At 31.6% G+C, this 24,607-nt stretch carries 21 protein-coding genes; 16 read left to right on the top strand and 5 right to left on the bottom strand.

Going from position 1 to position 24,607, the window contains the following annotated elements; genetic code table 11:
• Positions 1-86: 86 nt before the first annotated feature.
• From RH82_RS03225 to RH82_RS03190, 8 genes are all read left to right on the top strand, one after another.
• Entirely contained in the window at positions 87-2,498 is a 2,412-nt protein-coding gene (locus tag RH82_RS03225; protein WP_034058001.1) for an alpha-ketoacid dehydrogenase subunit alpha/beta, read from the top strand.
• A gap of 121 nt (positions 2,499-2,619) precedes the next feature.
• Entirely contained in the window at positions 2,620-3,810 is a 1,191-nt protein-coding gene (locus RH82_RS03220; protein ID WP_034058000.1) for a cytochrome-c peroxidase, read from the top strand.
• Between the two features lie 81 nt (positions 3,811-3,891).
• Entirely contained in the window at positions 3,892-5,484 is a 1,593-nt protein-coding gene (locus RH82_RS03215; RefSeq protein WP_034057998.1) for a class I SAM-dependent methyltransferase, read from the top strand.
• Between the two features lie 131 nt (positions 5,485-5,615).
• Entirely contained in the window at positions 5,616-6,809 is a 1,194-nt protein-coding gene (locus RH82_RS03210; protein ID WP_156112400.1) for a hypothetical protein, read from the top strand.
• A 2-nt stretch (positions 6,810-6,811) separates the two neighbouring features.
• The gene (locus RH82_RS03205; protein ID WP_034057993.1) at positions 6,812-8,260 is read left to right on the top strand and encodes a hypothetical protein; all 1,449 of its coding nucleotides are present in this window, start codon (positions 6,812-6,814) and stop codon (positions 8,258-8,260) included.
• Between the two features lie 197 nt (positions 8,261-8,457).
• Positions 8,458-8,721: a DUF202 domain-containing protein gene (locus tag RH82_RS03200; protein ID WP_034057992.1), complete on the top strand. Its 264-nt coding sequence runs from the start codon at positions 8,458-8,460 to the stop codon at positions 8,719-8,721.
• Positions 8,721-9,209, top strand: a complete 489-nt coding sequence (locus RH82_RS03195) for an AAA family ATPase (RefSeq protein WP_034057990.1) — start codon at positions 8,721-8,723, stop codon at positions 9,207-9,209. The genes RH82_RS03200 and RH82_RS03195 overlap by 1 nt, the downstream gene beginning before the upstream one ends.
• 65 nt (positions 9,210-9,274) lie before the next feature.
• On the top strand, positions 9,275-9,745 hold the full coding sequence (locus RH82_RS03190) for a hypothetical protein (protein ID WP_034057988.1): 471 nt from the start codon (positions 9,275-9,277) through the stop codon (positions 9,743-9,745).
• A 62-nt stretch (positions 9,746-9,807) separates the two neighbouring features.
• Here the strand turns inward: RH82_RS03190 and RH82_RS03185 are convergent, their stop codons facing one another.
• Genes RH82_RS03185 through holA form a run of 3 tightly spaced genes read right to left on the bottom strand, consistent with a single transcriptional unit; the run spans position 9,808 to position 11,656 of the window.
• On the bottom strand, positions 9,808-10,170 hold the full coding sequence (locus RH82_RS03185; protein WP_034057986.1) for a cupin domain-containing protein: 363 nt from the start codon (positions 10,168-10,170) through the stop codon (positions 9,808-9,810).
• 6 nt (positions 10,171-10,176) lie between these two features.
• Entirely contained in the window at positions 10,177-10,638 is a 462-nt protein-coding gene (locus tag RH82_RS03180; protein WP_034057984.1) for a DinB family protein, read from the bottom strand.
• A gap of 13 nt (positions 10,639-10,651) precedes the next feature.
• Entirely contained in the window at positions 10,652-11,656 is a 1,005-nt protein-coding gene (holA, locus tag RH82_RS03175) for a DNA polymerase III subunit delta (protein ID WP_034057981.1), read from the bottom strand.
• A 117-nt stretch (positions 11,657-11,773) separates the two neighbouring features.
• Between holA and RH82_RS03170 the strand changes: the two genes are divergently transcribed.
• The 5 genes from RH82_RS03170 (at position 11,774) to RH82_RS03150 (ending at position 16,312) form a co-directional block, all read left to right on the top strand.
• On the top strand, positions 11,774-12,226 hold the full coding sequence (locus RH82_RS03170; protein ID WP_034057979.1) for a type I restriction enzyme HsdR N-terminal domain-containing protein: 453 nt from the start codon (positions 11,774-11,776) through the stop codon (positions 12,224-12,226).
• On the top strand, positions 12,219-12,845 hold the full coding sequence (locus RH82_RS03165) for a DUF998 domain-containing protein (protein ID WP_034057978.1): 627 nt from the start codon (positions 12,219-12,221) through the stop codon (positions 12,843-12,845). The genes RH82_RS03170 and RH82_RS03165 overlap by 8 nt, the downstream gene beginning before the upstream one ends.
• On the top strand, positions 12,842-13,831 hold the full coding sequence (locus tag RH82_RS03160) for a glycosyltransferase family 2 protein (protein ID WP_034057975.1): 990 nt from the start codon (positions 12,842-12,844) through the stop codon (positions 13,829-13,831). Before RH82_RS03165 ends, RH82_RS03160 begins: the two co-directional genes overlap by 4 nt.
• 93 nt (positions 13,832-13,924) lie before the next feature.
• The gene (locus RH82_RS03155) at positions 13,925-14,782 is read left to right on the top strand and encodes an OmpA family protein (RefSeq protein WP_034057972.1); all 858 of its coding nucleotides are present in this window, start codon (positions 13,925-13,927) and stop codon (positions 14,780-14,782) included.
• 177 nt (positions 14,783-14,959) lie between these two features.
• Positions 14,960-16,312: a cytochrome-c peroxidase gene (locus tag RH82_RS03150; protein ID WP_034057970.1), complete on the top strand. Its 1,353-nt coding sequence runs from the start codon at positions 14,960-14,962 to the stop codon at positions 16,310-16,312.
• 395 nt (positions 16,313-16,707) lie between these two features.
• Here the strand turns inward: RH82_RS03150 and RH82_RS03145 are convergent, their stop codons facing one another.
• Positions 16,708-17,328: an L-threonylcarbamoyladenylate synthase gene (locus RH82_RS03145; RefSeq protein ID WP_034057969.1), complete on the bottom strand. Its 621-nt coding sequence runs from the start codon at positions 17,326-17,328 to the stop codon at positions 16,708-16,710.
• Between RH82_RS03145 and RH82_RS03140 the strand changes: the two genes are divergently transcribed.
• The gene (locus RH82_RS03140) at positions 17,320-18,234 is read left to right on the top strand and encodes an alpha/beta hydrolase (RefSeq protein WP_241147998.1); all 915 of its coding nucleotides are present in this window, start codon (positions 17,320-17,322) and stop codon (positions 18,232-18,234) included. The two genes, RH82_RS03145 and RH82_RS03140, sit on opposite strands and share 9 nt — an antisense overlap.
• Before the next feature lie 126 nt (positions 18,235-18,360).
• Here the strand turns inward: RH82_RS03140 and RH82_RS03135 are convergent, their stop codons facing one another.
• Positions 18,361-20,730 (bottom strand): ATP-dependent helicase, encoded by a 2,370-nt coding sequence (locus tag RH82_RS03135; protein ID WP_034057966.1) that lies wholly within the window; start codon positions 20,728-20,730, stop codon positions 18,361-18,363.
• A 151-nt stretch (positions 20,731-20,881) separates the two neighbouring features.
• On the opposite strand from RH82_RS03135, the gene RH82_RS03130 reads away from it, so the two are divergent.
• Together RH82_RS03130 and RH82_RS03125 are read left to right on the top strand one after the other, a co-directional pair.
• Positions 20,882-23,893: a sensor histidine kinase gene (locus RH82_RS03130; protein ID WP_034057964.1), complete on the top strand. Its 3,012-nt coding sequence runs from the start codon at positions 20,882-20,884 to the stop codon at positions 23,891-23,893.
• Entirely contained in the window at positions 23,886-24,530 is a 645-nt protein-coding gene (locus RH82_RS03125) for a response regulator (protein ID WP_034057962.1), read from the top strand. The genes RH82_RS03130 and RH82_RS03125 overlap by 8 nt, the downstream gene beginning before the upstream one ends.
• Positions 24,531-24,607: the final 77 nt, after the last annotated feature.

Raw genomic sequence — 24,607 nt, 5'->3', positions numbered from 1 at the left:
TAAAAACTTAGCAATTTTTTAAGATAGTTTCATATTGCAAAAACGACTTTTATTTGTTAAATTTGTGTTCACAAAAACAGACAACTATGAGCACAAATTCCGACTTAAAAAAAGAGTTATCCTTTAACGATTTTAAAGCGCAAGTTTTAGAAGATTATAAGATTGCTGTTACAAGTCGAGAATGTAGCTTACTAGGTCGTCGAGAAGTTTTAACTGGGAAAGCTAAGTTTGGAATTTTTGGAGACGGAAAAGAAGTACCACAACTCGCTTGGGCAAAAGCTTTTGCTAATGGAGACTTTAGATCTGGTTATTACAGAGACCAAACCTTTATGATGGCCATTGGTGCATTAGATATTCAAACCTTTTTCTCAGGTTTATATGCAAATACAGATATCGCTTTAGAACCAATGTCTGGTGGTCGCCAAATGGGCGGGCATTTTTCTACTTTTAGTTTAGATGAGAATGGACAATGGAACAATCTTACAAAACAAAAAAATTCAAGCGCAGATATTTCTCCTACAGCAGGACAAATGCCTAGACTCTTAGGTTTAGCTCAAGCGTCAAAAATTTACAGAAATGTAAAAGGAATTGATGCTACTAAATTTTCTGATAAAGGAAATGAAATTGCATGGGGAACAATAGGTAATGCGAGTACAAGTGAAGGCTTATTCTTCGAAACTATTAATGCTGCTGGTGTTTTACAAGTACCAATGGTTGTTAGTGTTTGGGATGATGACTATGGCATTTCTGTGCACGCAAGATACCAAACAACAAAAGAAAACATCTCTGAGATTTTAAGCGGTTTCCAACGTGATAATGAAGCCAAAGGCTACGAAATTCTTCGTGTTAAAGGCTGGGATTATGTTGCACTTATTGAAACCTATCAAGAAGCTGCTAAAATATCAAGAAAAGAACATGTGCCTGTTTTAATACATGTTAATGAATTAACACAACCACAAGGTCACTCTACTTCTGGCTCTCACGAACGCTATAAAGATAAAGAACGTCTAGATTGGGAAGCAAAAATGGATTGTAATGTTCAGTTGCGTAAGTGGATGATAGAAACTGGAATTTCTACAGACGAAGAATTAAATCTTATAGAAAAGGAAATTAAAAAAGCTGTTCGAGAAGGCAAAAAAGCAGCTTGGAATGCTTACTTAGATCCTATTTTAAATGAACGTAACGAGATTTCAGCAATTATAACACAAGTAGCTGCATCAAGTGTAAATAGAGTGTTTATTGAAAAAATAAATAACGCTTTAATGGCCATTGCAGAACCTGCTCGTAAAGATTTAGCTTCAGCGGCAAGACGTGTTTTACGCTATTTAGTTTCAGAAACATCTCCAGCCAAAACACAATTAATACAATGGATTGATACATATTTTAGTATCGTTCAACCAAAATACAGCTCTCATTTACATAACGAAACTGCTTCTGCAGCTCAAAACATAAAAGAGATCAAGCCCATTTACGATGGCAGCAATGAAGAAGTTGATGGTCGTGTGGTATTAAGAGATAATTTTGATGCTATTTTTAGCAAATATCCAGAATCATTAATCTTTGGTGAAGATGCTGGGAATATTGGTGATGTAAACCAAGGATTAGAAGGTTTACAAGAAAAATATGGTGAATTACGAGTTGCAGATGCTGGAATTCGCGAAGCCACTATTATAGGCCAAGGTATTGGTATGGCAATGCGTGGATTAAAACCAATTGCAGAAATTCAATATTTGGACTATATCATGTACGCACTTCAAATAATGAGTGATGATCTTGCTACTGTACATTACAGAACTAAAGGACGCCAAAAAGCACCTTTAATTGTACGAACTCGTGGTCACAGACTTGAAGGTATTTGGCATTCTGGATCTCAAATGGGAGGCGTTTTAAACTTAATTCGTGGTATTCATGTTTTAGTACCAAGAAATATGACTAAAGCTGCTGGTTTTTATAACACCTTGCTAGAAAGTGATGAGCCGGCCTTAGTAGTAGAATGTTTAAATGGTTACAGATTAAAAGAAAAAAAACCTACCAATTTCGGAGCGTTTAAAACACCTATTGGTGTTGTAGAAACTGTAAAAGAAGGTAACGACATAACTATTCTGTCTTATGGTTCTACCCTAAGAATTGTACAAGACGTTGCAAAAGAGTTATTACAAGTTGGTATAGATGTCGAAATTATTGATGCGCAATCTTTATTGCCCTTCGATTTAAACCATGATGTTGTAAAGAGTTTAGCTAAAACAAATCGTTTAATGGTAATAGACGAAGATGTTCCTGGAGGCGCTTCAGCATATTTATTAGATGAAATATTAAACAAACAAAACGGTTACCAATATTTAGATAGCGCTCCAAAAACATTAGCTGCAAAACCACATAGACCTGCTTATGGTACAGATGGTGATTACTTCTCTAAACCTTCAGCTGAAGATATATATGAAGCTATTTACGATGTAATGCACGAAGATAATCCTAAAGATTATCCTAAATTGAGATAAATTATTTTAAAATCATATCGGTCTAATTATCAAAATTTCATACTTTATATCAAAATTAAAATAATTTCAATTAAACCTTTTTAAAATAATCTTGTCATAAGTAGTATAAAACCCAACTACTATGAAGAGATTATTTTTTTTAGGCCTTATTTTCACAATAATAAGTTGTGCTAGTGATGATGCACAAAATACTGAAGATCCTCAAACTCAAGATCAAGATCCTACATTCGATTTTTCTAGCGTATTAGATATCGATTTTGATAATTTATTTAACTATAGCGAACAGCTTATTCCAGTATATATTACTAAAGATAATACGCCTGCTAGTAATATGATAAACGATGAAGTAGCAACTTTAGGTCGTGTACTGTTTTACGACAAAAACCTCTCGGTAAATAACACCATCGCATGTGCAAGTTGCCATAAACAAGATTTAGCGTTTGGTGATGACAACTCTCAAAGTATTGGCGTGGACGGCGTCACCGGAAGACACTCAATGCGATTAATAAATTCAAGATTTTCAAATGAAAATAAATTTTTCTGGGATGAACGCGCGAACTCCTTAGAAATACAAACAACAATGCCAATTCAAGATCATATAGAAATGGGATTTAGTGGAGAAAATGGCGATTTGGGTTTTGAAGACTTAATAGCGAAACTTCAAACTACAGAATATTATCCAGATTTATTCAATTTTGCATTTGGCAACACAGAAATTAATGAAACTAAAGTGCAAAATGCTTTAGCTCAATTTATAAGAAGTATACAATCTTTTGATAGCAAGTTTGATGAAGGACGAGCTCAAGTACCAAATGATGGGCAACCTTTTCCTAATTATACAACAGAAGAAAACCAAGGCAAACAGTTGTTTTTGCAAGCACCAAATTTCAATAACCTAGGTTCACGTATTTCGGGTGGTGTTGGTTGCGCAGGATGCCATCAAGCTCCAGAATTTGATATAGACCCAAATTCCTTAAACAATGGTAATATTGGCAATGCAAATGGTATAGGTACAGATTTCACAATTACAAGGTCTCCAAGTCTTCGAGATGTTGTTAAAATAGATGGCACAGCTAACGGGCAATTTATGCATATTGGAGCTAGTAGTAACTTAGCGACAGTACTAAACCACTACAATAACATAAATACTATCGCAAATCCAAATTTAGATCCGAGATTAAGACCAAGCGGTATCGGACAACAATTAAACATGACGCAAGAAGAAATGAATGCCGTAATTGCCTTTATTAGAACTCTAGGAGGCACAAATGTTTATACAGATGAAAAATGGAGCAATCCTTTTATAAATTAACTATGTAGCATATTTATAGCACTTAAAAGCGTTTACTTTTAGTAAGCGCTTTTTTTATATCTTTAAATCAAACTAAAAAAAATGCTAACAAAAAAAGATAAAGCACAACTTAGAGGTAACATATTTAGACATCTTGATGGTATAGCCACAGCAACTACGACATTTGCGTTGTATAAAAAAGGTGTTTTAGATTTTATTCTGAATAATAAAACAGTAGAGTTATCTACAATTGTTTCACACTTTAAAGCTAATGAAGGTTATTTAAATATTGCCCTTAGAGTTTTGTGTTCTCAAGGCTGGCTAACGCAAGATATTAAAAATAATACTGTAATCTATTCCACTAATAAAAACAGCGAAACGGCTTTTAAAATAGCACATCTTTACGAAGATGCTGTAAATGTATTAAACTACGCTGTTCGCTTTCCTTACGAAGGTATTGGAAGCGATGCTTTCATCGTTTTAGAACGTATATTTAAAAAATACAGCGTAAATTATGGCTTACAGAAGCCAGAAGAAAACACCGTAGAACACCAAATATTAAAACATATCGAAGGTTGCATAGTGGCTCCGATTACGGTGCTATTAGGAGTCAATGGCTTGTTTCATAAATACTTTATGGATGCCTCTTTTTCTGCTGAAGAATACCATAAAGATCCAGAAAGTTTTAAGAAAATATTAGATTTCTTAAGTTATTTAGGATGGTTTAAAAAGAAGAATGGAAATTACCAATTTACAGATCGTGGTCTGTTTTTTGCTAAGCGCGCTTCTGCTTATGGTGTGACTGTGTCCTATTTGCCAACATTCTTGCAATTAGACGAACTACTTTTTGGTAATCCATTAGTACTAAAATCTGCCGATGGTGAAACCGAAAAACATGTACATCGCGAAATGAATGTTTGGGGAAGCGGTGGCGCACATTCTACTTACTTTAAAGTTATAGATCAAGTTATTATTAAGCTCTTTAATAAACCCATAGAACAACAGCCTAAAGGTATTCTTGATATGGGTTGTGGTAATGGTGCTTTTATTCAGCATATATTCGATGTTATAGAACACCAAACGCTGCGTGGTAAATTGCTTGAAGAGTATCCATTATTACTTGTTGGAGCAGATTTCAATAAAGCTGCACTTAAAGTAACGCGAGCCAATTTAATAAAAGCTGATATTTGGGCTAAAGTAATTTGGGGAGATATTGGTAGACCAGATTTATTAGCACAAGATTTGCGTGAAGATTATAATATAGAATTGAAAGATTTACTAAACGTGCGAACCTTCCTTGATCATAATCGTATTTGGGAAGGGCCAAAAACACCTTCTAATCGTGTTAGCAAATCAACAGGAGCATTTGCTTATAAAGGTAAACGTATTAGTAATAATTTGGTGGAAGATTCTTTATTAGAACATTTACAAAAATGGAAGCCTTATGTCGAGCAATTTGGATTGCTAATTATAGAATTGCATACTATAAGTCCAGAACTTACAGCTAAGAACATTGGTAGAACTGCAGCTACAGCTTACGATGCGACACATGGTTACAGCGACCAATATATATTGGAAGTCGATGTGTTTAATACAGTAGCAGAAGAAGCTGGTTTAAAACCAGAAGCAAATCATTTTTCAAGGTTTCCAAATAGCCAATTAGCCACAGTAAGCGTTAATTTACTAAAAGGATAAAAAATATTAACATGCAAAATATTGAAAACCACTTCTAAAATAAAGCTATAAAATAATTGTAGCTTAATTTTTGTATTTTCGCTGGCTGTTTACTATCGTAAAAAACTACTAAATATTTTAAATTTTACAAAATGAAAAGAAATCACCTTTTAATGTTCGCTTGTATAGCTATTTCTATAGCCTCTTTCGGTCAGCGTGCTATGTCTGAGAAAATTAGTTATTTTAATGTTAGAACACCTAACAATCCCTTAGAGGAATCTATTAAAAGTTACAACGTAATTGTTGAGACACCTTATACACTTACTGTAGAAGAGCTAAACATACAATCTTTAGCTGACTTTGAAACTGAGAAAGCAAATTACACCACTATTGTTGAAGAAAGTGAAGCTGAATTTGATGCACATTTAGCAGGACATGATGAGGAAGTTAAAAAAGCAGAAGCACGCTACGATAAAGAAATGAAAGATTTTAAAAGCCTATCACTTTTAGAGCGTTTAACAATAACAGATCAAGGTAAAAAACCAAGATTAACTGTACCTGCAAAACCAAGATATGTTAAACCTAGAGAACCTATTTACACGAAACCAAACTTAGACGATCATCTTATTTTTGATAACCAAGTATTGGCAGATAACGTTGAGTTAATGGGCTATGAAAAAGGTAACGATCTTTTAATTCTCATTAATATTACAAAAATGGAATTTCAGGATAATGGCGGACAAACATTCTACGCACAACCAACAAACCTTAAAGTAATGAAAGGTGCTGATATTATTGGCGAGAAAAAATTTGATGAAGAGTTTAAATTTTTAACATCTTCAAATAGTAACACCATTAATTTAGACCGTTATGAAAAAAGTAACGTCAATAAAATAATGACGTCTATTGGTAAATATCTTGATGAAGAGTATGGGTTTATTCCTGTAGCATCTTCTATCACTATAGAATTTCCGAAAAACAAAAAAAGAGAGTATGATGTTTTAGAGAATGCTAAAATTAAAGCAATTTCTGCCTATAGAAAGATGAAGAAAAACGCGTCTTCAGAGACAAGAGAACGTGCTATATCTGGACTTATTTCGGTTAGAAATCTATGGAAATCTGAACTTGAAAAAGTAGATTACAAAAACAAAAAAGCAACAATGAATAAAGAGGTTGCAAAAATGATTTTATTTAATTTAATGCGTGTCGATATAAGTATAAAAGATAAAGCTCAAGCCGAAGAAACGTTAGAAATAATGCAAGATAGACGCATTGATCTTGATTTGAATTATGATGAAAAAGCAACATTTACAAAACTTGAAGAGCAAGTTTATAAATTAAAATAACTATGAAAAAAATAATATTATCCTTAATTACTTGCCTTACTATTGGCTTTGGTTTTGCTCAAGTATTTAATACAGAACATAGCACACACTTTAAAAAAGAAAGCGAAAAGGACACTTATAAAATTGTGTTTCCTTCTGCTTATGGTTTTACAACCTTACATCATTTAGATAATGTGATGATGGATAACACCAAAGCTATGGTTCTAACAAAATACGATCAAGACATGAAAGCTGGTGAAAGCCTTACTTTTAACTTACCAAAATTAGGATTGCGTGCTGCAGACTTGCAAGAAGTTATAGAAGTTGATGGCAAACTTATTTTTTTATCAAAAGTTATGGATAAAAAATCTGCTAAACATCAAGTTAATGCACAAGTGTTTAGTGAGAAAGGAAATAGTGTGAGTGACAATAAAGTGTTATCTTCTTTTCCTATCCAGAAGTATTCAAAATCTGGATTTTACAAGATAGCGATCTCTCCAGATAAAACAAAATTTGCCATTGTTGCCAATATGCCTTTTGTTAAGAAAACAAAAGAAAAAGTGATGATTTGGGTGTACGATATGGAGTTAAATTTACTTTGGGAACAGACTAAAACACTAACATTCGATAGCAGAAAGTCTTATAGAGAAGCTGTTTTTTTACAAAACTCTGGTCTTGTAGTCATGAACAAAACTGTTGATGCTTTCAAAAAAAGTCGAAATAATAAATTATTGACCTTTAATGGGAAAAGCGTTGAGACCTTAGATTTTTCTTCGGAAGGTTTTATACCAATGGAAATGGAACTTATTGATGTTAACGGCCAATCAATGCTTACAGGGTTTTTCTGGAATGGTAAAAAATCAGTCGTGAAAATAAACAGTAAAGAAGGAAACAACAATGATGGTGCTTTTTTATACAATTTAGGCACAAATAATCTTATAGGAATTCATGAATGGAGCGACACCTTAAATGCTAAAGACTTAAAAAGTCTTCAAGTTGTTGATGTTAAGGTTAAAGGGGACGATATTTTTATGATTGGAGAAAAGTATTTATACGATAGTGAGTTTAGAAAAACTGGCAACACAACAAGTACAGATTTAGACTATTTCTATACTTATGGCTCTAGTGTTATTGTAAATTTTGATACTAAGGGTACTTTAAAAAGTTTCACTCCTTTATTTAAGTCTGAAAAATTAAAAAATCAAGCTAAAGAAAAAGGATCTCTATCTACTTTGTTTTTAGAAAACGGATTACGTGTTTTTTCAAATAACGATAGACACATTACATTTAGCACATTTTTTACAGACAATAAAGGCACATTTAACAGACCTTCTGTGATTCCTTATCAAAGTGGAACATCTACTATTCCTTTTGTGATAACAAAAACGGTTAGAGAAGTAAAGGATTATGCTATGGTATATTACATTACAAATTATGGAGATCGTTATTGGTTTAATAAAATGACTTGGTAATATTATAACCAATCTTTAAATATTAAAAAAAGCTAGTTAGATTATTTTTCTAACTAGCTTTTTATTTTTTTTATGTTTTTATATTGAAATGCATTTCAATTGATTAATTTTAAATTTATATTAAAGATACGTTCTCTTTTAATTTAATACTTAAAATGAAAGCAGTTTCTTTAATCTCAATAAGAGAAGGATAATTTATGATAAACGAAAACGATTTAACTACAAGAGATTGGTTAGCCATAGAACGCACTAAACTAGCTAACGAACGTACTTTTTTAGCTTATTTTAGAACGTTTGTGGTCTTTTTAGGTTCTGGAATAACAATACTTAAGCTAGAATTTTTAACGGACCTTAAAACTTTCGGGATTATATTAACCATTATTTCTCCTATAATTTTAATTATTGGAATATTAAGACTCTTTAAAGTGAAACACACGATAAAGAAACATTACAAAATATAATGATACATTTAATAGTTGGTAATACAGGTTCTGGGAAAACGACATATTCTAATCAATTAAAAAAGGAAACTAAAGGAGTCGTTTTTTCTATTGACAAGTGGAATAACACCTTGTTTTTAAAAGATAAGACTGAAACCGATGGTTTACAATGGTTTTTAGAACGTATTGAACGCTCAGAATCAATAATTTTAGATTTAATTTTACAACTAAAAGAAAGTAAAACAGACGCCATATTAGACTTAGGCCTTTCAAAATTTGAACATCGTGAAAAATTCAGAATTTTTGCAATAGATAATGCTATTGAAGTGAAACTTCATTTTTTAGATATACCTAAAAGTACAAGAAGAAAACGTGTTTTAAATCGTAATATTGAAAAAGGTCAAACGTTTGAATTTGAAGTTACAGAAGCCGATTTTAATTTTATGGAAACTTGGTTTGAAACACCAAGTAAAGACGAATTAGAGAAAGGAGTACACGTAAGGTTATAAACCAAACAGATCCCTTTTTTATTAAGAGATTTCTGTCTTCTCGGAAATAAAAAAATAAACATGTAATGAAAGCAGTATCAGTAGTCACCATAAGGAAAGAACTAAAGCACAAGTCGAGTGAAGAACTTGCAGAGCTTTGTTTGCGGTTATCTCGTTTTAAAAAGGAAAACAAAGAACTACTCACCTATTTACTTTTTGAAGCAGACAGTGAAGCTGGCTATATTGAAACCGTTAAAGAAGAAATAGACGAACAGTTCGACATTATTAATACCGATAGTTATTTCTATATAAAAAAGAGTGTTCGGAAAATTTTAAGAAACACCAAAAAGTACATTCGCTATTCGCTTAACAAAGAAACAGAAGTAGAACTTCTACTCTACTTTTGTAAAAAGTTGAAAGCTATGAAACCTTCTATTTCAAGAAACACAACGCTCACCAATATTTACGATCGTAATATTGAGGCGATAACTAAGAAGATTGTAAATCTTCATGAAGATTTACAGTACGATTTTAATATGGAACTGGATGAAATGTGATTATTAAATATTTAAAAATCACTTTTTAATGGTAATCATTAATAACTTAATCTCATCGAATACTACTTAGACTCTACAATTAAAAACACCGCGGTACTATCTCCAACGTTAAGCACTTCGTGCTCACTTAATTCTGTTTTAGACCAATTAGTTCCTGTTTTAACTGGAACATTTCGTATCCCTTTTACATCTGTAATCTGGAAAGTACTTCCTGCTAACGTATAACCAAAATGTGGATTATGGTAGTGTTTTTCGTGCCCCACATTTGGAGGAAAAACACATTTTAAAATGCGTTGTTTTTTCGTTTCACTTAAAACCTCGCATACTTTCTCTCCATTCCAACCTACTTCATAAGGATCAGGAAGATTTTGGGTTGGTTTACAAGAAAACAGTACAATAACAAGAAGAAATAATAAGTTTTTCATTTGTATTTAAGTTTTAAGGAAATTTTCTATCTGTAGACGATGTCTTAATATGTGTACTATTGCATGTTCTAATAATTGCTCAACATCGTAAGTTACATGCCATCTGGTTTTAATTTGAAACTGCTCTAATTCTTTATCGGTATAAAAGCTTATCTTCTCTAAAATGGCTTGAGTATAATCTAGCATTTTATCAAGTTCATCTATTGCCATTAAAGGATTAACAATAACTTTTTCGTACGCTAACCAAGTACTATCTTGAGTTATAGAATCTATATAATTTGCATAAGTATATCCCGAATTAATACAATGATTTACTACTGCTAAAATAGATTTACAATCTTCATCTGTAGTTTTATAATCTCTAATTTCAGAAAAGTCTTTTTCCGTTATATGAGAAAGAATATCTTTTAACGGTGCAGTTGCCCTTGTATATTCTATCATTATGGCAACAAGCATTCTATTCTTCATTTAAAAGAATGGTTTAATTTAAAACCCTAACTAGCATTTCCTTCAATAAATCTTTCTGTGGTATCGCATTGGCATTTACACCTTTACTTTTTACATCAAACTCTCTCAATACTGCAATAATACCACTCACTTTTCGCATTGGAAAATTTCGTGCAGCATCCAAATATTCAGTTACAAAATAGGGGTTAACACGCAATGCAGAGGCAACACTTCTTGGCGATTTATCACTCATACCATGTAAATGTAATAATTGAGAAAAGAAATTAAACAGTAACGAAACCGTCACTACCATTGGGTTATCTTTTGGATTCTCACCAAAATAATTCACTATTTTAAAAGCCTTTACATCATCACGAGAACCTATTGCTTTTCGTAATTCGAAATTATTATAGTCTTTACTAATACCAATATTTTCTTCAATATGCAATGGAGATATTTCGGTGCCTTGTGGTAAAACGATTTGAAGTTTTTCTAATTCATTATTAATTTTACTTAAATCTGTACCCAAAAACTCTACTAACATTTGTGATGCTTTTGGAGCTATTTTATAACCTTTTGTAGATAATGTTCTTCTTATCCAATCTGGCACTTGATTGTCGTAAAATTTTTTACTCTCGAAAACAACACCTGCTTTTTTTATAGCTTTATAAACTGCCTTTCGCTTATCTACGCTTTTGTATTTATAGCAAATAACCAAAACGGTGGATGGCTGTGGATTTTTAGCATAATCTGCCAATTTATCAATAGTACGCGATAAGTCTTGAGCCTCTTTTACGATAACCACTTGTTTATCTGCCATCATTGGAAAACGCTTGGCATTACCCACGATGTCTTCTATTGTAACATCACGACCATACAAGACCATCTGATTAAAACCTTTCTCTTCTTCGGCTAAAACAGTATCTTGAATAAAATCTGAAATTTTATCAATATAATATGCTTCTTCACCCATTAGTAAATAAATAGGTGCAAGTTTCTTATTCCTTATGTCTGTAACTAGTTTTTTAACTTCGTCCAAAGTAGTTCAAATTCCAAATTAAATAATTCCAAATCCCAAATTGAACGAATAAAAAGCCGTTGTAATTTGGTTTTTGATTGTTGAAGCTTAACTTTGAAAAAACAATAAATTGCTTTGATGCAAGCACTCAATTTTCCAAAGTTTACGTTTCGTTTCAAAAATAGCGAAAATAAAGTATCTATATTCGATGCTATTCGTAAAAAATTTATAATCCTACAACCCGAAGAATGGGTAAGGCAGCATTGCGTGTACTATTTAATTGAAGTAAAAGGCTATCCTAAATCCCTTATTAACGTTGAAAAAGAACTAAAAGTCAACGATTTAAAGAAACGTTATGATATTGTTGTTTTTAATACAGATGGTAGTATTCACTTAATTGTAGAATGTAAAGCACCAAAAATAAAAATTAAACAAGATACGTTCGACCAAGTGGCACGTTACAATTTGGCTTTAAATGCAACCTATTTAATGGTGACTAATGGATTAAATCATTATTATTGTGTTATGGATTTTGAGGCTGAAAAATATGAGTTTTTGGAAGACATCCCTAATTATACTTCAAATGAATAAAACAGTTACTTTTTGGTCCGGAATTATTGGTACACTTTTATTTATTGTATCATCAATTTTAGGTGGAGCTCTAATTCCTGGTTACAATCACATACAACAATTTATTAGTGAAAGTTATGCTATAGATACAACATACGGAATTTACATTAGACTTTTTGGCTATATTCCAACTGGTATTTTTATAACAGCTTTTGCTTTTTCTGCATTAAAATTTTTACCAAAATCCAGTTTAACAAAAATAGGCTTGATATTATTTGGTGTTTTTTATGGCGCTGGGACAATTATAGTTGCCATTTTCCCTTGTGATGCTGGATGCAATAGAGCATTAATTAACCCGAGTATTTCACAGTTAATACATAATTTCTCTGGTGGCCTAACCTATTTAGTTGTCCCTATTTGCCTAATTTTAATAGGAATTAGCGCAAAAAAATGGGGCAATGGGAAAAGAATCGCAATGTTATCTATTATCTGTGGAATCGTTGCTATTGTTTTCACTCAGCTTCTTGTTATTAACTCAGAAAGTAATTACATAGGATTTTATCAAAGACTGGTTGAAAGTTGTATCTTATTTTGGTTAATTAACTTTGCACTTTATATAAAAACTAAAACAAACACTTGAAAACAGCTGTAGTCATATTAAATTGGAATGGAAAAGCACTTTTACGAAAGTTCTTGCCTTCTATTATTGAACATTCTCAAGACGCAACTATTTATGTTGCAGATAATGCTTCTACAGATGATTCTATTAGTTTTATTGAATCTGATTTTCCTGAAGTGAAAATTATTAGAAATAAAGAAAACGGAGGTTATGCTAAAGGTTATAATGACGCCTTAAAGCATTTAGAAGAAGATATATTCTGCTTAGTTAATAGTGATATTGAAGTTACAAAAAACTGGCTCACTCCTGTTATTGACACATTTAAAACTGAAGACAATACAGCCATTATTCAACCTAAAATATTAGACTACAAAAAGAAAACATACTTTGAATATGCTGGCGCAGCTGGCGGTTTTATAGACAAATATGGCTACCCTTACTGTCGTGGTCGCATTTTTGAGGAGATTGAAGAAGACCAAGGACAGTACAACGATAACACTAATATTTTTTGGGCTTCTGGTGCCTGTTTCTTTATTAGAAAAGAGGTTTTTAATGCTTTAAATGGTTTTGACGAATCGTTTTTTGCGCATATGGAAGAAATAGATTTATGCTGGAGGGCATTCAATTTGGGCTTTACTTCCAAGTACGTTTCACAATCTATAGTATATCATATTGGTGGCGCAACACTAAGTAAAACGAATCCAAAAAAAACATACCTAAATTTCAGAAACAGCCTTGCAACTTTAACCAAGAATGCTTCTGGTAATCTTTTTGTATTACTATTTACTAGATTGACTTTAGATGGATTAGCCGCTATTAAATTTTTGTTTGAATTAAAATTCGCACATATTTTTGCCATTTTAAAAGCACATATTAGTTTTTATGCCATGTTACCTATGCTATTAAAACAGCGTAATATGCTTAAACAGAAAACCAATTATTACAAAACAAAATCTGTTGTATGGTCTTATTTTGCTACTAAAAATAAGTATTTTACAAATTTGTAGCACTTTTAGCAAAAGTTTTGTTAATCCTTTTTTTAACATATTAAAATTGGCTATTTTTGACTTGTTTAAATTTAATTTTAACCGATAACAATTATGAAAAAATTATTAGTATTTAGTGCTATTACATTACTAGTCTTAAGTTCATGTGTCTCTAAAAAAGATTTCATAGCTCTTGAAGAAAAGCAAAAAAACACTCAAGATCTTTTAAACACTTCAACAGTTAAACTAAATAAATGTCTTGCTGATGAAGCTGCTGCTTCTGCTCGTTTAGAAGAACTTAAACAACGCGTTGCAGATATGAGGGTAAACAATAAAGCCTTAATAGAATCGTCTAAAGACATGACTGTTTTAACAACTCAAGGTGCCAAAAATCTTGAAAAATCTTTAGAAAGCATTAAAGAGAAAGAATTAAAAATTTCTAGATTACAAGATGCAATAACTAAAAAAGACAGTGTTACTTTAGCCTTAGTTACTAGTTTAAAGAAAGAAGTAGGATTAAATGATGATGACATTGAAATTAACGTTGAAAAAAGCGTGGTTTTTATCTCTCTATCCGATAAGCTATTATTTAAAACAGGAAGTTATAATATAAGTAGTAGAGCAAATGAAATTCTTGGAAAAGTTGCCACTGTAATTAACAGTAAGCCTAACTTTGAAGCAATGGTTGAAGGCCATACAGATAATGTACCTTATAAAAAAGGTGTATTAATTGATAATTGGGATTTAAGTGTAAAACGTAGTACTGCAATTGTAAGAGCTTTACAAAATTTAGGTGTAAAACCTGAACAGTTAATTGCTGCTGGACGTGGAGACCACTTACCTTTAGTCGCTAACGACTCTCCAACAAATAAAGCAATAAACAGAAGAACTAAAATCTACATTCTACCAAAAATCGATCAATTCTATGAAATGATTGAAACGGAAATGAAAAATTTATCTGAAGAAAATTAATCTTTAGGATTATATAAAATTGAAAAGCCCAATCTTTAGGATTGGGCTTTTTTATGCTTAATAACTACCTAGTTGACTCAATTCTATAGAGACATTATGTACTTTTATCTAAAAAAAGGACATTGTTAACAATTAAAAAACTAGATTTAAATGCTACAATAAAAATCGAGACGAAAAATGCTACACAACTGTTTATATAAAATTCTAAGCTTTATTTTAATTCTTATTATTTTCTCGTGTGAAAACGAATCTTCTTATGAAGATATTTCTACAATAGATAGTGAGTTATTAAGCTTAATTGATAACAATTCCATGGGTATTGGTTCAGGTTATTTTTTACTTCCAAGCGCTAACGATTATGCAGCTATACCTCAAGACCCATTAAACCCTATAACAACAGCTAAAGTTACTTTAGGAAAAATGTTAGTTCATGATACTGCAACTGGAGGGAATCCTAAAATGGATAGTGAGACAGGTGCCTATTCCTGTGCTAGCTGTCACCCAATGGCCTCAAGTTTCTATTCTGGAAATACTCAAGGTATTGGTGAAGGCGGTTTTGGTTATGGTAATCAAGGAGAAACTAGGATTCCTAATCTTAATATGCCATTAGACTCTGTAGATATTCTTCCAATAAAAGTACCTACTCTTTTAAATGTAGCTTATCAAAAAGTGATGTTATGGAATGGTGCTTTAGGAGGTACAGATATTAATACACCGTATACAAATTTACATCTTGAGACTATTCCTGAAAACGTATTAGGATATGAAGGTCTTGAAGTACAAGGAATGAATGGCCAAACAGCGCACAGGTTAAAAATTGACTTAGATTTTGTCAATACTCATGGATATAAAGCTATGTTCGATCAAGCATTTCCAGATATAGATGAAAATGAGCGTTATTCTAAATTAACAGGAGGATTAGCTATTGCAGCTTATAACCGAACGCTATTATCTAACGAAGCACCTTGGCAATATTGGCTAAGCGGTGATTACAACGCCATGTCTATCGAAGAAAAAAGAGGTGCAATTCTTTTTTTCGATAAGGCTAATTGTGTTAGTTGCCATACGGGGCCTGCTCTTAAATCTAATGCCTTTTATGCATTGGGTTTAAACGATATGAACGCGACTAATAATATAGTTATTAATGAAGACCAATTAAATACAATGCGAAAAGGCAGAGGTGGTTTCACGAATAATCCTGAAGATAATTTTAAGTTTAAAGTACCGACTATATACAATCTAAAAGGTAATTCTGTTTATGGACATGGTGGCTCGTTTACAACATTAAAAAACATTATTAGCTACATTGCTTCTGGACAAAAAGAAAATGAGTTAGTCCCAAATACTCAATTAGCACAAAGTTTTATAGATGTTGACTTAACGCAGCAAGAAATTTTAGATTTAACATCGTTTGTAGAAAACGCACTTTATGATGCTAATTTGGAGCGTTATGTTCCAGAATCTGTTTTCTCGGGAAACTGTATTCCAAATGGAGATTCTCAATCTCAAATAGACTTAGGTTGTAATTAAACACATAATAAAAAAAACTAATAGTAGTACTCATCAGCATAAGTAAAAACTGTAATTTCATTTCCTGATGGATCTAAAAATGAAAATCTACAACCTCCTGGGAAAGAAAAAATATCAACTTTAATTTTCCGCTAGTTTCAATAATATTTCGCTTAGTTTCAATTAAGTCTCCGTTTTAAATTATAACGAAAGCACCAAAACCTATTGCTTGTTTTGTTTTTATTTTTTGAAACCAATATCTAAGCCTGATTACGTTTGAAAAAATAAAATATAATTTTTACGATAATCTTGGAATTTACAACCACATACTTTACTATAGAATTCTTTAATAGCCTTTAAAGCGTGTGCTATAAATTCAATATAACTTATAATATTAATATATTTAATTTTTCATACTAGAATATATCCAGACTCCCTTTACCTTCTCTAATCACCAAAGGTTCATCACCAGACAAATCTACAATTGTAGATCCTTCATTTCCACCATAACCACCATCAATAACAAGATCGACAAGGTTTTTCCACTTTTCGAGAATTAACTCTGGATCTGTGGTATATTCTAAAATTTCGTCTTCATCACGAATAGATGTAGACACTAAAGGATTTCCCAAAGCTTTTACAATTTCTAAGGTTATATTATTATTAGGAATACGAATACCAACTTCTTTTTTCTTTTTAAAAACTGATGGTAATGACTTTGAACCAGGTAAAATAAAAGTATACGGTCCAGGTAATGCACGTTTTAAAATTTTAAATGTACTAGTACCTATTTGCCTTACATGATCGCTTAAGTTACTTAAATCATGACAGATAAAAGACAGCTTAGCCTTTTCAAGCTTCACGCCTTTAATTCTTGCAATGCGTTCTAAAGCTTTATTATTATTAATATCGCAACCTAAAGCATAAACAGTATCAGTAGGGAAAATTACCAATCCGCCGCGTTTTAAGACATCGACCACCTTCTTAATCTCTTTAGGATTTGGATTCTCTTCGTAAATTCTAATAAATTGTGCCATAATACGTACCTTACATTAACATTTACTAAAGTAAATACTTATTTGTTTATGAAAAAATTATCTTTTCGTTTTTTATTTATTATACCGCTATTTATTTTAAACTTTTCTTGTTCTGAAGATTCTGATAACACAACAGAACCGCAAGAGACAGAAACTACCGTTATGGCAACCCAAATGCTAAATGTATCTTATGGTAACGATAGCGCTCAAGTTTACGATATTCACCTGCCAGAAAACAGAAATAAAAACACAAAAATCATTATTCTTGTTCATGGCGGCGGTTGGACTTCTGGTGATAAAACACATATGAATACTTATAAAACTAATATTCAAGAAGACCTACCAGAATATGCTATTGTTAATATAAATTATCGCTTAGCATCGCAAGGTGTTTCTCCTTTTCCAATGCAACTTAACGATATTACAGCTGTAATAAATCATTTAAAAACAAACCAAAGTGAATACATTATTTCTCAAGATTATGGGTTTTTTGGTGTTAGTGCAGGCGCACATTTAGCAATGCTATGGAGTTATGATTACGACACACAGAACAACATTAATATGGTTGCTAGTATTGTTGGACCAACAAATTTGGCAGATCCAGCCTATTCGAGTATTATAAATCCAGGCTTTTTGTTTTTTGGAGTCACACCATCTAATGATTTTTTAGAACTTTATAGTCCTTTTCATCAAGCAAAAAATACTTCACCTCCAACAGTATTATTTTATGGTGGCATGGACCCATTAATACCAAATTCGCAAGGTGCAGATATGGATGCTAAATTAACAGATTTAGATATTACGCATGAGTTTACTCTTTATTCAAATGAAGGGCATGGTTGGTCTGGAGAGCATTTATTGGATACTTGGACAAGAGTGAAAGCCTTTATTACAACGCATCACTAGTTAATGTAAGCTGACTAATATTGGCCCGGATCTCATAAATAAAGAATCTTCAAATAATTCAATTGAAAATTCTTTATCTGAGTTAATAAGTTCAAATGTATCTTTATACGAACTATTCCTTAACATTTAAATTCTACGTGTACGTATAGGCTGTAACTTCGCAAAACGTAGTAATAATTTCTTTTTACCACCAAATTCAAAGTCAATTTCTGCTTTTACATCTCCGCCTTTACCTTCAATGCTTAACACCTCTCCTCTACCAAACTTTAAATGTTTTACTTTCAATCCAACAACAATATCTTCAGTATTTATATTTGCACTTGCACTTGTATCTGCATTTGTTGGAGCTTCAATATCTGAAGCTTTTTTTAATTTTTTTGGTACACTTATCTCGAAGTTTACAGGTTCTTTCTTTTTTGCCACTTTCTTTTGAAATTTAGGTTGTACTGCTTTTTTAAATCTTATTTTATTTGGTGCTACATCTCCAAAAATATCTGATGATAACATTGGATTGATGCGACGCTCTTCTATTGGTGTTATAATGTCTAAAAACTCATCTTCTATTTCCTCAATAAAACGACTTGGTTCAGAATCTACTAGTTTTCCCCAACGGTAACGAGACAATGCATATGTTAAATACGCTTTCTTTTCTGCTCTGGTCAAAGCTACGTAAAATAATCGACGTTCTTCTTCTAGTTCGCTTCGCGTACTCATACTCATTGCGCTTGGAAACAAATCTTCCTCTAAACCAACCACAAAAACATGATTAAATTCTAAGCCTTTAGAAGAGTGAATTGTCATTAGTGCTACATGGTTTGGATCGCCTTTATCGCCATCTAAGTCTGTTGCCAAAGCGACATCTTCTAAAAATTCTGCTAAATCATCTTTAGAATCTGCAATTTCTAGTTGACCTTCAACAAAATCTTTTATACCATTTAATAATTCTTCAACATTTTCAAGTCTCATTACACCTTCTGGTGTTCCATCTTTATTAAATTCTCTAATTAAACCCGTAGTTTTAGTAACATACTCCGCTAAATCAAAAGCATTAGCCGTTTGGTTCATGACTTGGAAACTTTCAATTAAAGTAACAAAGTCTCTTAATTTATTTTTTGTACCATTATTTATATTAATAGTAATGGTATCTATTTCCTTTAACAAACCAAACATTGTTTTCCCGGTTGCATTTGCTGCTACAACTAATCTATCTATTGTTGTCTGACCAATACCACGTGGTGGAAAATTGATGACACGCTTTAAGGCTTCTTCGTCTGAAGAATTAAGTATTAAACGCAAATATGCCGTAACATCCTTTATTTCTTTACGCTGGTAAAAAGATGTTCCTCCATAAATACGATACGAGATATCGCGCTTACGCAAGGCGTCTTCCATGGCACGAGATTGCGAATTGGTACGGTACAAAATAGCAAAATCACTATTTAGTAATTGATTGGTCATCTTTTCCTCCCAAATGGTACTTGCTACAAAACGGCCTTCATCTCCATCTGTTAAAGAACGATTTACTTTTACCTTTGGACCCTCTTCATTTGCTGTCCAAACTATTTTATCAAGTTTTGTTTTATTATGCTCTATTACCGAATTTGCTGCACCTACAATATTTTTTGTGGAGCGGTAATTTTGTTCTAAGCGATACATTTTAACGTCGTCATAATCTTTCTGGAAATTTAGAATATTACTAATATTAGCACCACGAAAGGCATAAATACTTTGTGCATCATCTCCAACAACACAAATATTTTGAAACCGATCTGCTAAAGCTCTAACAATAAGGTATTGCGAATGATTTGTATCCTGATACTCATCTACCAAAATATAGCGAAATTTGTTTTGGTATTTTGCTAAAACTTGCGGAAAACGCGTTAATAATTCGTTTGTACGCAGCAACAAATCATCAAAATCCATTGCTCCTGCCTTAAAACAGCGATTAACATATTCTGCATAAATATCTCCCATTTTTGGTCGTCTAGCCATCACATCGGCTTCCATTAATTCTGGGTTTTTAAAATATGCTTTTACAGTAATTAAGTTGTTTTTATATGAAGAAATTCTACTATAAACCTGTTTGGTTTTATAAATATCTTTCTCTAAGCCCATTTCTTTAATAATAGAACCTAAAAGCTTTTGAGAATCTTGTGTATCGTAAATAGTAAAGTTACTTGGAAAGCCTAAATGGTGTCCTTCAAAACGAAGAATTTTGGCAAAAACAGAGTGAAATGTTCCCATCCATAAGTTTTTTGCTTCACCATCGCCAACAATTTCGGCAATTCTGCCTTTCATTTCTTTAGCTGCTTTGTTTGTAAAGGTAAGTGCGAGAATATTAAAAGCATCTATACCTTGACTCATTAAGTAAGCAATACGATACGTTAACACTCGTGTTTTTCCAGAACCTGCTCCAGCAATGATAATCATTGGTCCATCTTTTTGAACTGTAGGCTCGTATTGTGCTTCGTTTAACTGACTTAAGTATTTTTCCAATGTAGTATCAAATTTAAAAGGTTAAAAATAACTATTGTGTAGCTTTTAAAGCTTCGGTTTTATTAAAAATTATAAACAATTAATAAGAAAATGATAATTTGTTTTTTTTAGATATCTTTACATTGCTTTTATTTAAAAAAAACAAGCTTCTATGAATAAAAGTATCTTATACTTACTTTTCATTTTTTCTTTAGCAAGTTTTGCGCAATCTAACAAACTGTACCAGAAAACATATACCAAACAAGACGGTATAGAAATGGATAGAATTTATACTTTATGTTATGATAACGATGGCTTTTTATGGTTAGGTGGAAGTAATTATGACGATAGAACTATTATTATTAGCGAAAAAAAATTAGCACTACAACGCTTTAATGGAAACAGCTTTCATTCTATTAATTTACCTGATTTTGAAAATGCAATAGAACAAGTACAACAGCTATACAAAAGAAAAGATGGTAAGTTTTATGTCTCTACAAAATTGACTAAAGGCTATGGTTTACTTCTTTTTGACCCTTTTACTTCAAAATATGAAACCTTAAATTTTGGAGGTTTAGATTTTAATTTAGATGGCTTGTCTAAAATATTTTCCTATAAAAACGAAGATTATCTATTAATACAAAAAGGAACAAAAGTTTCTATAAAAAAACTAGCCATAGATTTATCTTCAACTCAACTCTTTAGCTTCACTGTCATTGAAAACAAAGTTTTAATAGATAGCTCAAGCAGGTTGCTTTTTTTTAAAGACTTCATCATGATTTCTGATGACAACTTCAACGTTAAAGTTTTTGATTGGAATGGTGAATTGTTAAAAGAATTAGACTTGATTAACACCTACAACTTGACAAAAGACTCAAAAACAGTTATTGATGAAGCTTTTGTAAAAGAAGGTGTTACCTATTTATTTTTAAATAAAAACCCAAATCTTTATAAAATAGATGAAGCATTAAAAAACCTAATTCCAGTTAAAAACATTAGTTTACCGAACAAGCATCTTAACACTTATAATGATAGTTTGGGTAATGTTATTATTTTTGCTTCTAATAATGATGCACTAACCTTTAATAGTTATAGCAGTAATCAATTTGAACAAAATTATCTTATAAATTTTGAAGACATAAATGGTATTACTGTATTATCAAAAAACTTAACTAAAGATGTTTGGTTGAGTACAAATGGAAAACTTCATTATTATAAATTCCCTAATAAATCAATTAAAAACTATTTACCCGATTTAGAATTTAGAACCATTAAACCAATAGATTCTATAAACTATCTAGTTGCAAGCGAAATGAATGGTTGGTTTAAAATCAATCCCAGTAAAGATAAAATTGAAACATTTCCATTAACACTAAATAACAAACCATTTAAATCTATTGGATCGCGTAACTTTATTTTTGAAAACAACATTTTATGGTCTCATGGTGATGGTGGAATTATTAAAGTTAATATAAAAAACAAAACACTTAAAAGCTTTAAACATTTTCCTGTAATATGCATGGAAAAAATTAACGATAGTATTATTGTCTACGGTACTAAAAGGTATCGTTTAATGCAATTCAATACACAGACTAAAGTACATTCTTCATTAGTTAATACCGACTCGCTTTACCTCTTCGATATTCAGTATAAAAAACATAGTAATCTCATTGTAGCGGGAACAGACAAAGGCTTATTAACATACAATTTAGAAACTAAAGCACATACACTTTATAATAATAATAATAATAATAAAACAGACTTAGAAGACCCATATATTTTAATGTTAGACTACCATAAAGACTATGGTTATTTATTGGGTACGAGAACTGGGCACATTGTAGCCTTTAATGCTAAAAAAGAAAGCTTTACAACAATTTTTAAAGACGATTTAAAAGCGGGTATAGCTACTATATTATTTGATAAAGAACTTTGGTGGATTAACACTTTTAATGGTTACATCGCTTTTAATCCCAAAACTAAAAGCAAAATACGTTTTTCTGAAAAAGATGGTTTTAGTCACTACGAAGCTAATCGTTATAGTGCTTTAAAAACCAAAGACGGCTTCTTTGTTGGCACACTAAAAGGTCTTAATTACTTTAAACCTTCAGAATTAAAAACAGAAAATGATTCTGCTTCATTAACCCTTTTAAAAATCAATCAATTTAACAATGCTGAAGAAACTTTTAAAAACACCTATGACCGCAGTGTCTTTAGTAAAAACACGGACATTACATTGCCTTCTGAAAACAGAAGACTAGAAGTAGGTTTTGGACTTAAAAATACTGATGCTGTTTATAAAGGTTATAATTACCGATACCGTTTAAATAATAAAGGTTGGATAGCTTTAAAAGATCAAAACGAAATACAATTTCCCAATTTAGCTGCAGGAAATTATACTTTAGAGATTGAAGCTCTAAACTTTTCCGGAAAAAAAATTGCCAACGCATTAATAATAAATATTTATAGCACAGAATTTTTCTATAAAAAATGGTGGTTTTTCACCATTATATCTTTATCCATAATAAGCTTTCTATTATGGTTATTACAACAAGCAAAAAACAGAAAACGACGCCAAGAAGAATTTTCTCAAGGCCTAATTAAATCTCAAGAAGACGAACGCAAACGCATCGCTAGAGAATTACATGATAGTATTAGTCAACAACTCACCTTAATTAAAAGGAAAGCACAAAACACGAATCAAGAGGAAATTAAAGTTCTTACTCACAATACGCTAGAAGAAGTTAGAGCCATTTCTTATGGCTTATATCCTCCATTATTAAAACAATTAGGATTGAGTAAAAGTATAGAACAACTAATTCTAGAAGTAGATGAACAAACTAATTTATTTATATCTGGAGAGGTTGATAAAATTGACACTTATTTTAATGAAGACCAAACTCTAAATTGTTACCGCTTTATTCAAGAATGTGTTAATAACTGCTTAAAACATGGCGATGCAAAGGCATTATCAATAAGCGTGTTAAAAACAAATGATTACATTAAAATTAGTATTCAAGATAATGGCAAAGGTTTTGATGTTACCCGCGCTAAAAAACAAAACAGTCTTGGTTTAAAAACCATTTATGAGCGTATTCGAATATTAAAAGGAGAGTTAACAATCGAAAGTAAACCTAATCAAGGCACACTAACTACTGCAAAAATCCCATTAAAAAATGGCTAAAAATTTAAATATCATAGTAGCAGACGATCACCCAATGCTTTTAAAAGGCCTAACAGAAGAACTAATAACAAATGGATATAATGTTATTTCTACTGCCGAAAATGGAGCAATTGCCTTGGAGCTTATTACCAAACTAAATCCAGACATTGCTCTTTTAGACATAGAAATGCCTTTGCTTGATGGCTTTGAAGTCATTAAAAAATGTGAAGGTAAAGGCCTAAAAACTAAGTTTATTATATTGACGACCCATAAAGGAAGTCGCTTTGTTTATAAAGCGAAAACTTTAAATATTTCAGGTTACCTATTGAAGGACGAGCCATTTATTGAAATTCAAAACTGTATTAATGCTATTAAAAATGGCAACACTTATTTTAGTACTACTTTTAATACCGTTTTTGAAACCGAAATTTCCCCAGAGTTAGAAAAGATGAAACGTTTATCGCCCTCCGAAAGAACAATTGTTAGACTTATTGCACAAGGAAATTCATCTAAAGACATTTCTGAATCCCTTTATATTTCTTTAAGAACGGTACAAAAACACCGCACAAATATTCTAAATAAACTTGATCTCGAGTCCAACTTAGAATCTCTTTCTGTTTGGGCAAATAACCATAAAGATATAATACTCTCATTATAAGCACATAACACATATTCAAAACTACGTACTGGTACGTAGTTTTCGACATACATACGTATTGTTTAATTCTAACAAGC

Source organism: Lacinutrix jangbogonensis (assembly GCF_000797445.1).
In the GTDB taxonomy this organism is placed as follows: domain Bacteria; phylum Bacteroidota; class Bacteroidia; order Flavobacteriales; family Flavobacteriaceae; genus Lacinutrix; species Lacinutrix jangbogonensis.
Note: the sequence above shows the minus strand (reverse complement) of the source record. Positions and strands in the feature narration are given on the sequence as shown.

Coding starts and splice junctions, on each gene's coding strand:
- RH82_RS03225 (WP_034058001.1), top strand. CDS start 87: ATGAGCACAAATTCCGACTTAAAAAAAGAGTTATCCTTTAACGATTTT.
- RH82_RS03220 (WP_034058000.1), top strand. CDS start 2,620: ATGAAGAGATTATTTTTTTTAGGCCTTATTTTCACAATAATAAGTTGT.
- RH82_RS03215 (WP_034057998.1), top strand. CDS start 3,892: ATGCTAACAAAAAAAGATAAAGCACAACTTAGAGGTAACATATTTAGA.
- RH82_RS03210 (WP_156112400.1), top strand. CDS start 5,616: ATGAAAAGAAATCACCTTTTAATGTTCGCTTGTATAGCTATTTCTATA.
- RH82_RS03205 (WP_034057993.1), top strand. CDS start 6,812: ATGAAAAAAATAATATTATCCTTAATTACTTGCCTTACTATTGGCTTT.
- RH82_RS03200 (WP_034057992.1), top strand. CDS start 8,458: ATGATAAACGAAAACGATTTAACTACAAGAGATTGGTTAGCCATAGAA.
- RH82_RS03195 (WP_034057990.1), top strand. CDS start 8,721: ATGATACATTTAATAGTTGGTAATACAGGTTCTGGGAAAACGACATAT.
- RH82_RS03190 (WP_034057988.1), top strand. CDS start 9,275: ATGAAAGCAGTATCAGTAGTCACCATAAGGAAAGAACTAAAGCACAAG.
- RH82_RS03185 (WP_034057986.1), bottom strand. CDS start 10,170: ATGAAAAACTTATTATTTCTTCTTGTTATTGTACTGTTTTCTTGTAAA.
- RH82_RS03180 (WP_034057984.1), bottom strand. CDS start 10,638: ATGAAGAATAGAATGCTTGTTGCCATAATGATAGAATATACAAGGGCA.
- RH82_RS03170 (WP_034057979.1), top strand. CDS start 11,774: ATGCAAGCACTCAATTTTCCAAAGTTTACGTTTCGTTTCAAAAATAGC.
- RH82_RS03165 (WP_034057978.1), top strand. CDS start 12,219: ATGAATAAAACAGTTACTTTTTGGTCCGGAATTATTGGTACACTTTTA.
- RH82_RS03155 (WP_034057972.1), top strand. CDS start 13,925: ATGAAAAAATTATTAGTATTTAGTGCTATTACATTACTAGTCTTAAGT.
- RH82_RS03150 (WP_034057970.1), top strand. CDS start 14,960: ATGCTACACAACTGTTTATATAAAATTCTAAGCTTTATTTTAATTCTT.
- RH82_RS03145 (WP_034057969.1), bottom strand. CDS start 17,328: ATGGCACAATTTATTAGAATTTACGAAGAGAATCCAAATCCTAAAGAG.
- RH82_RS03130 (WP_034057964.1), top strand. CDS start 20,882: ATGAATAAAAGTATCTTATACTTACTTTTCATTTTTTCTTTAGCAAGT.
- RH82_RS03125 (WP_034057962.1), top strand. CDS start 23,886: ATGGCTAAAAATTTAAATATCATAGTAGCAGACGATCACCCAATGCTT.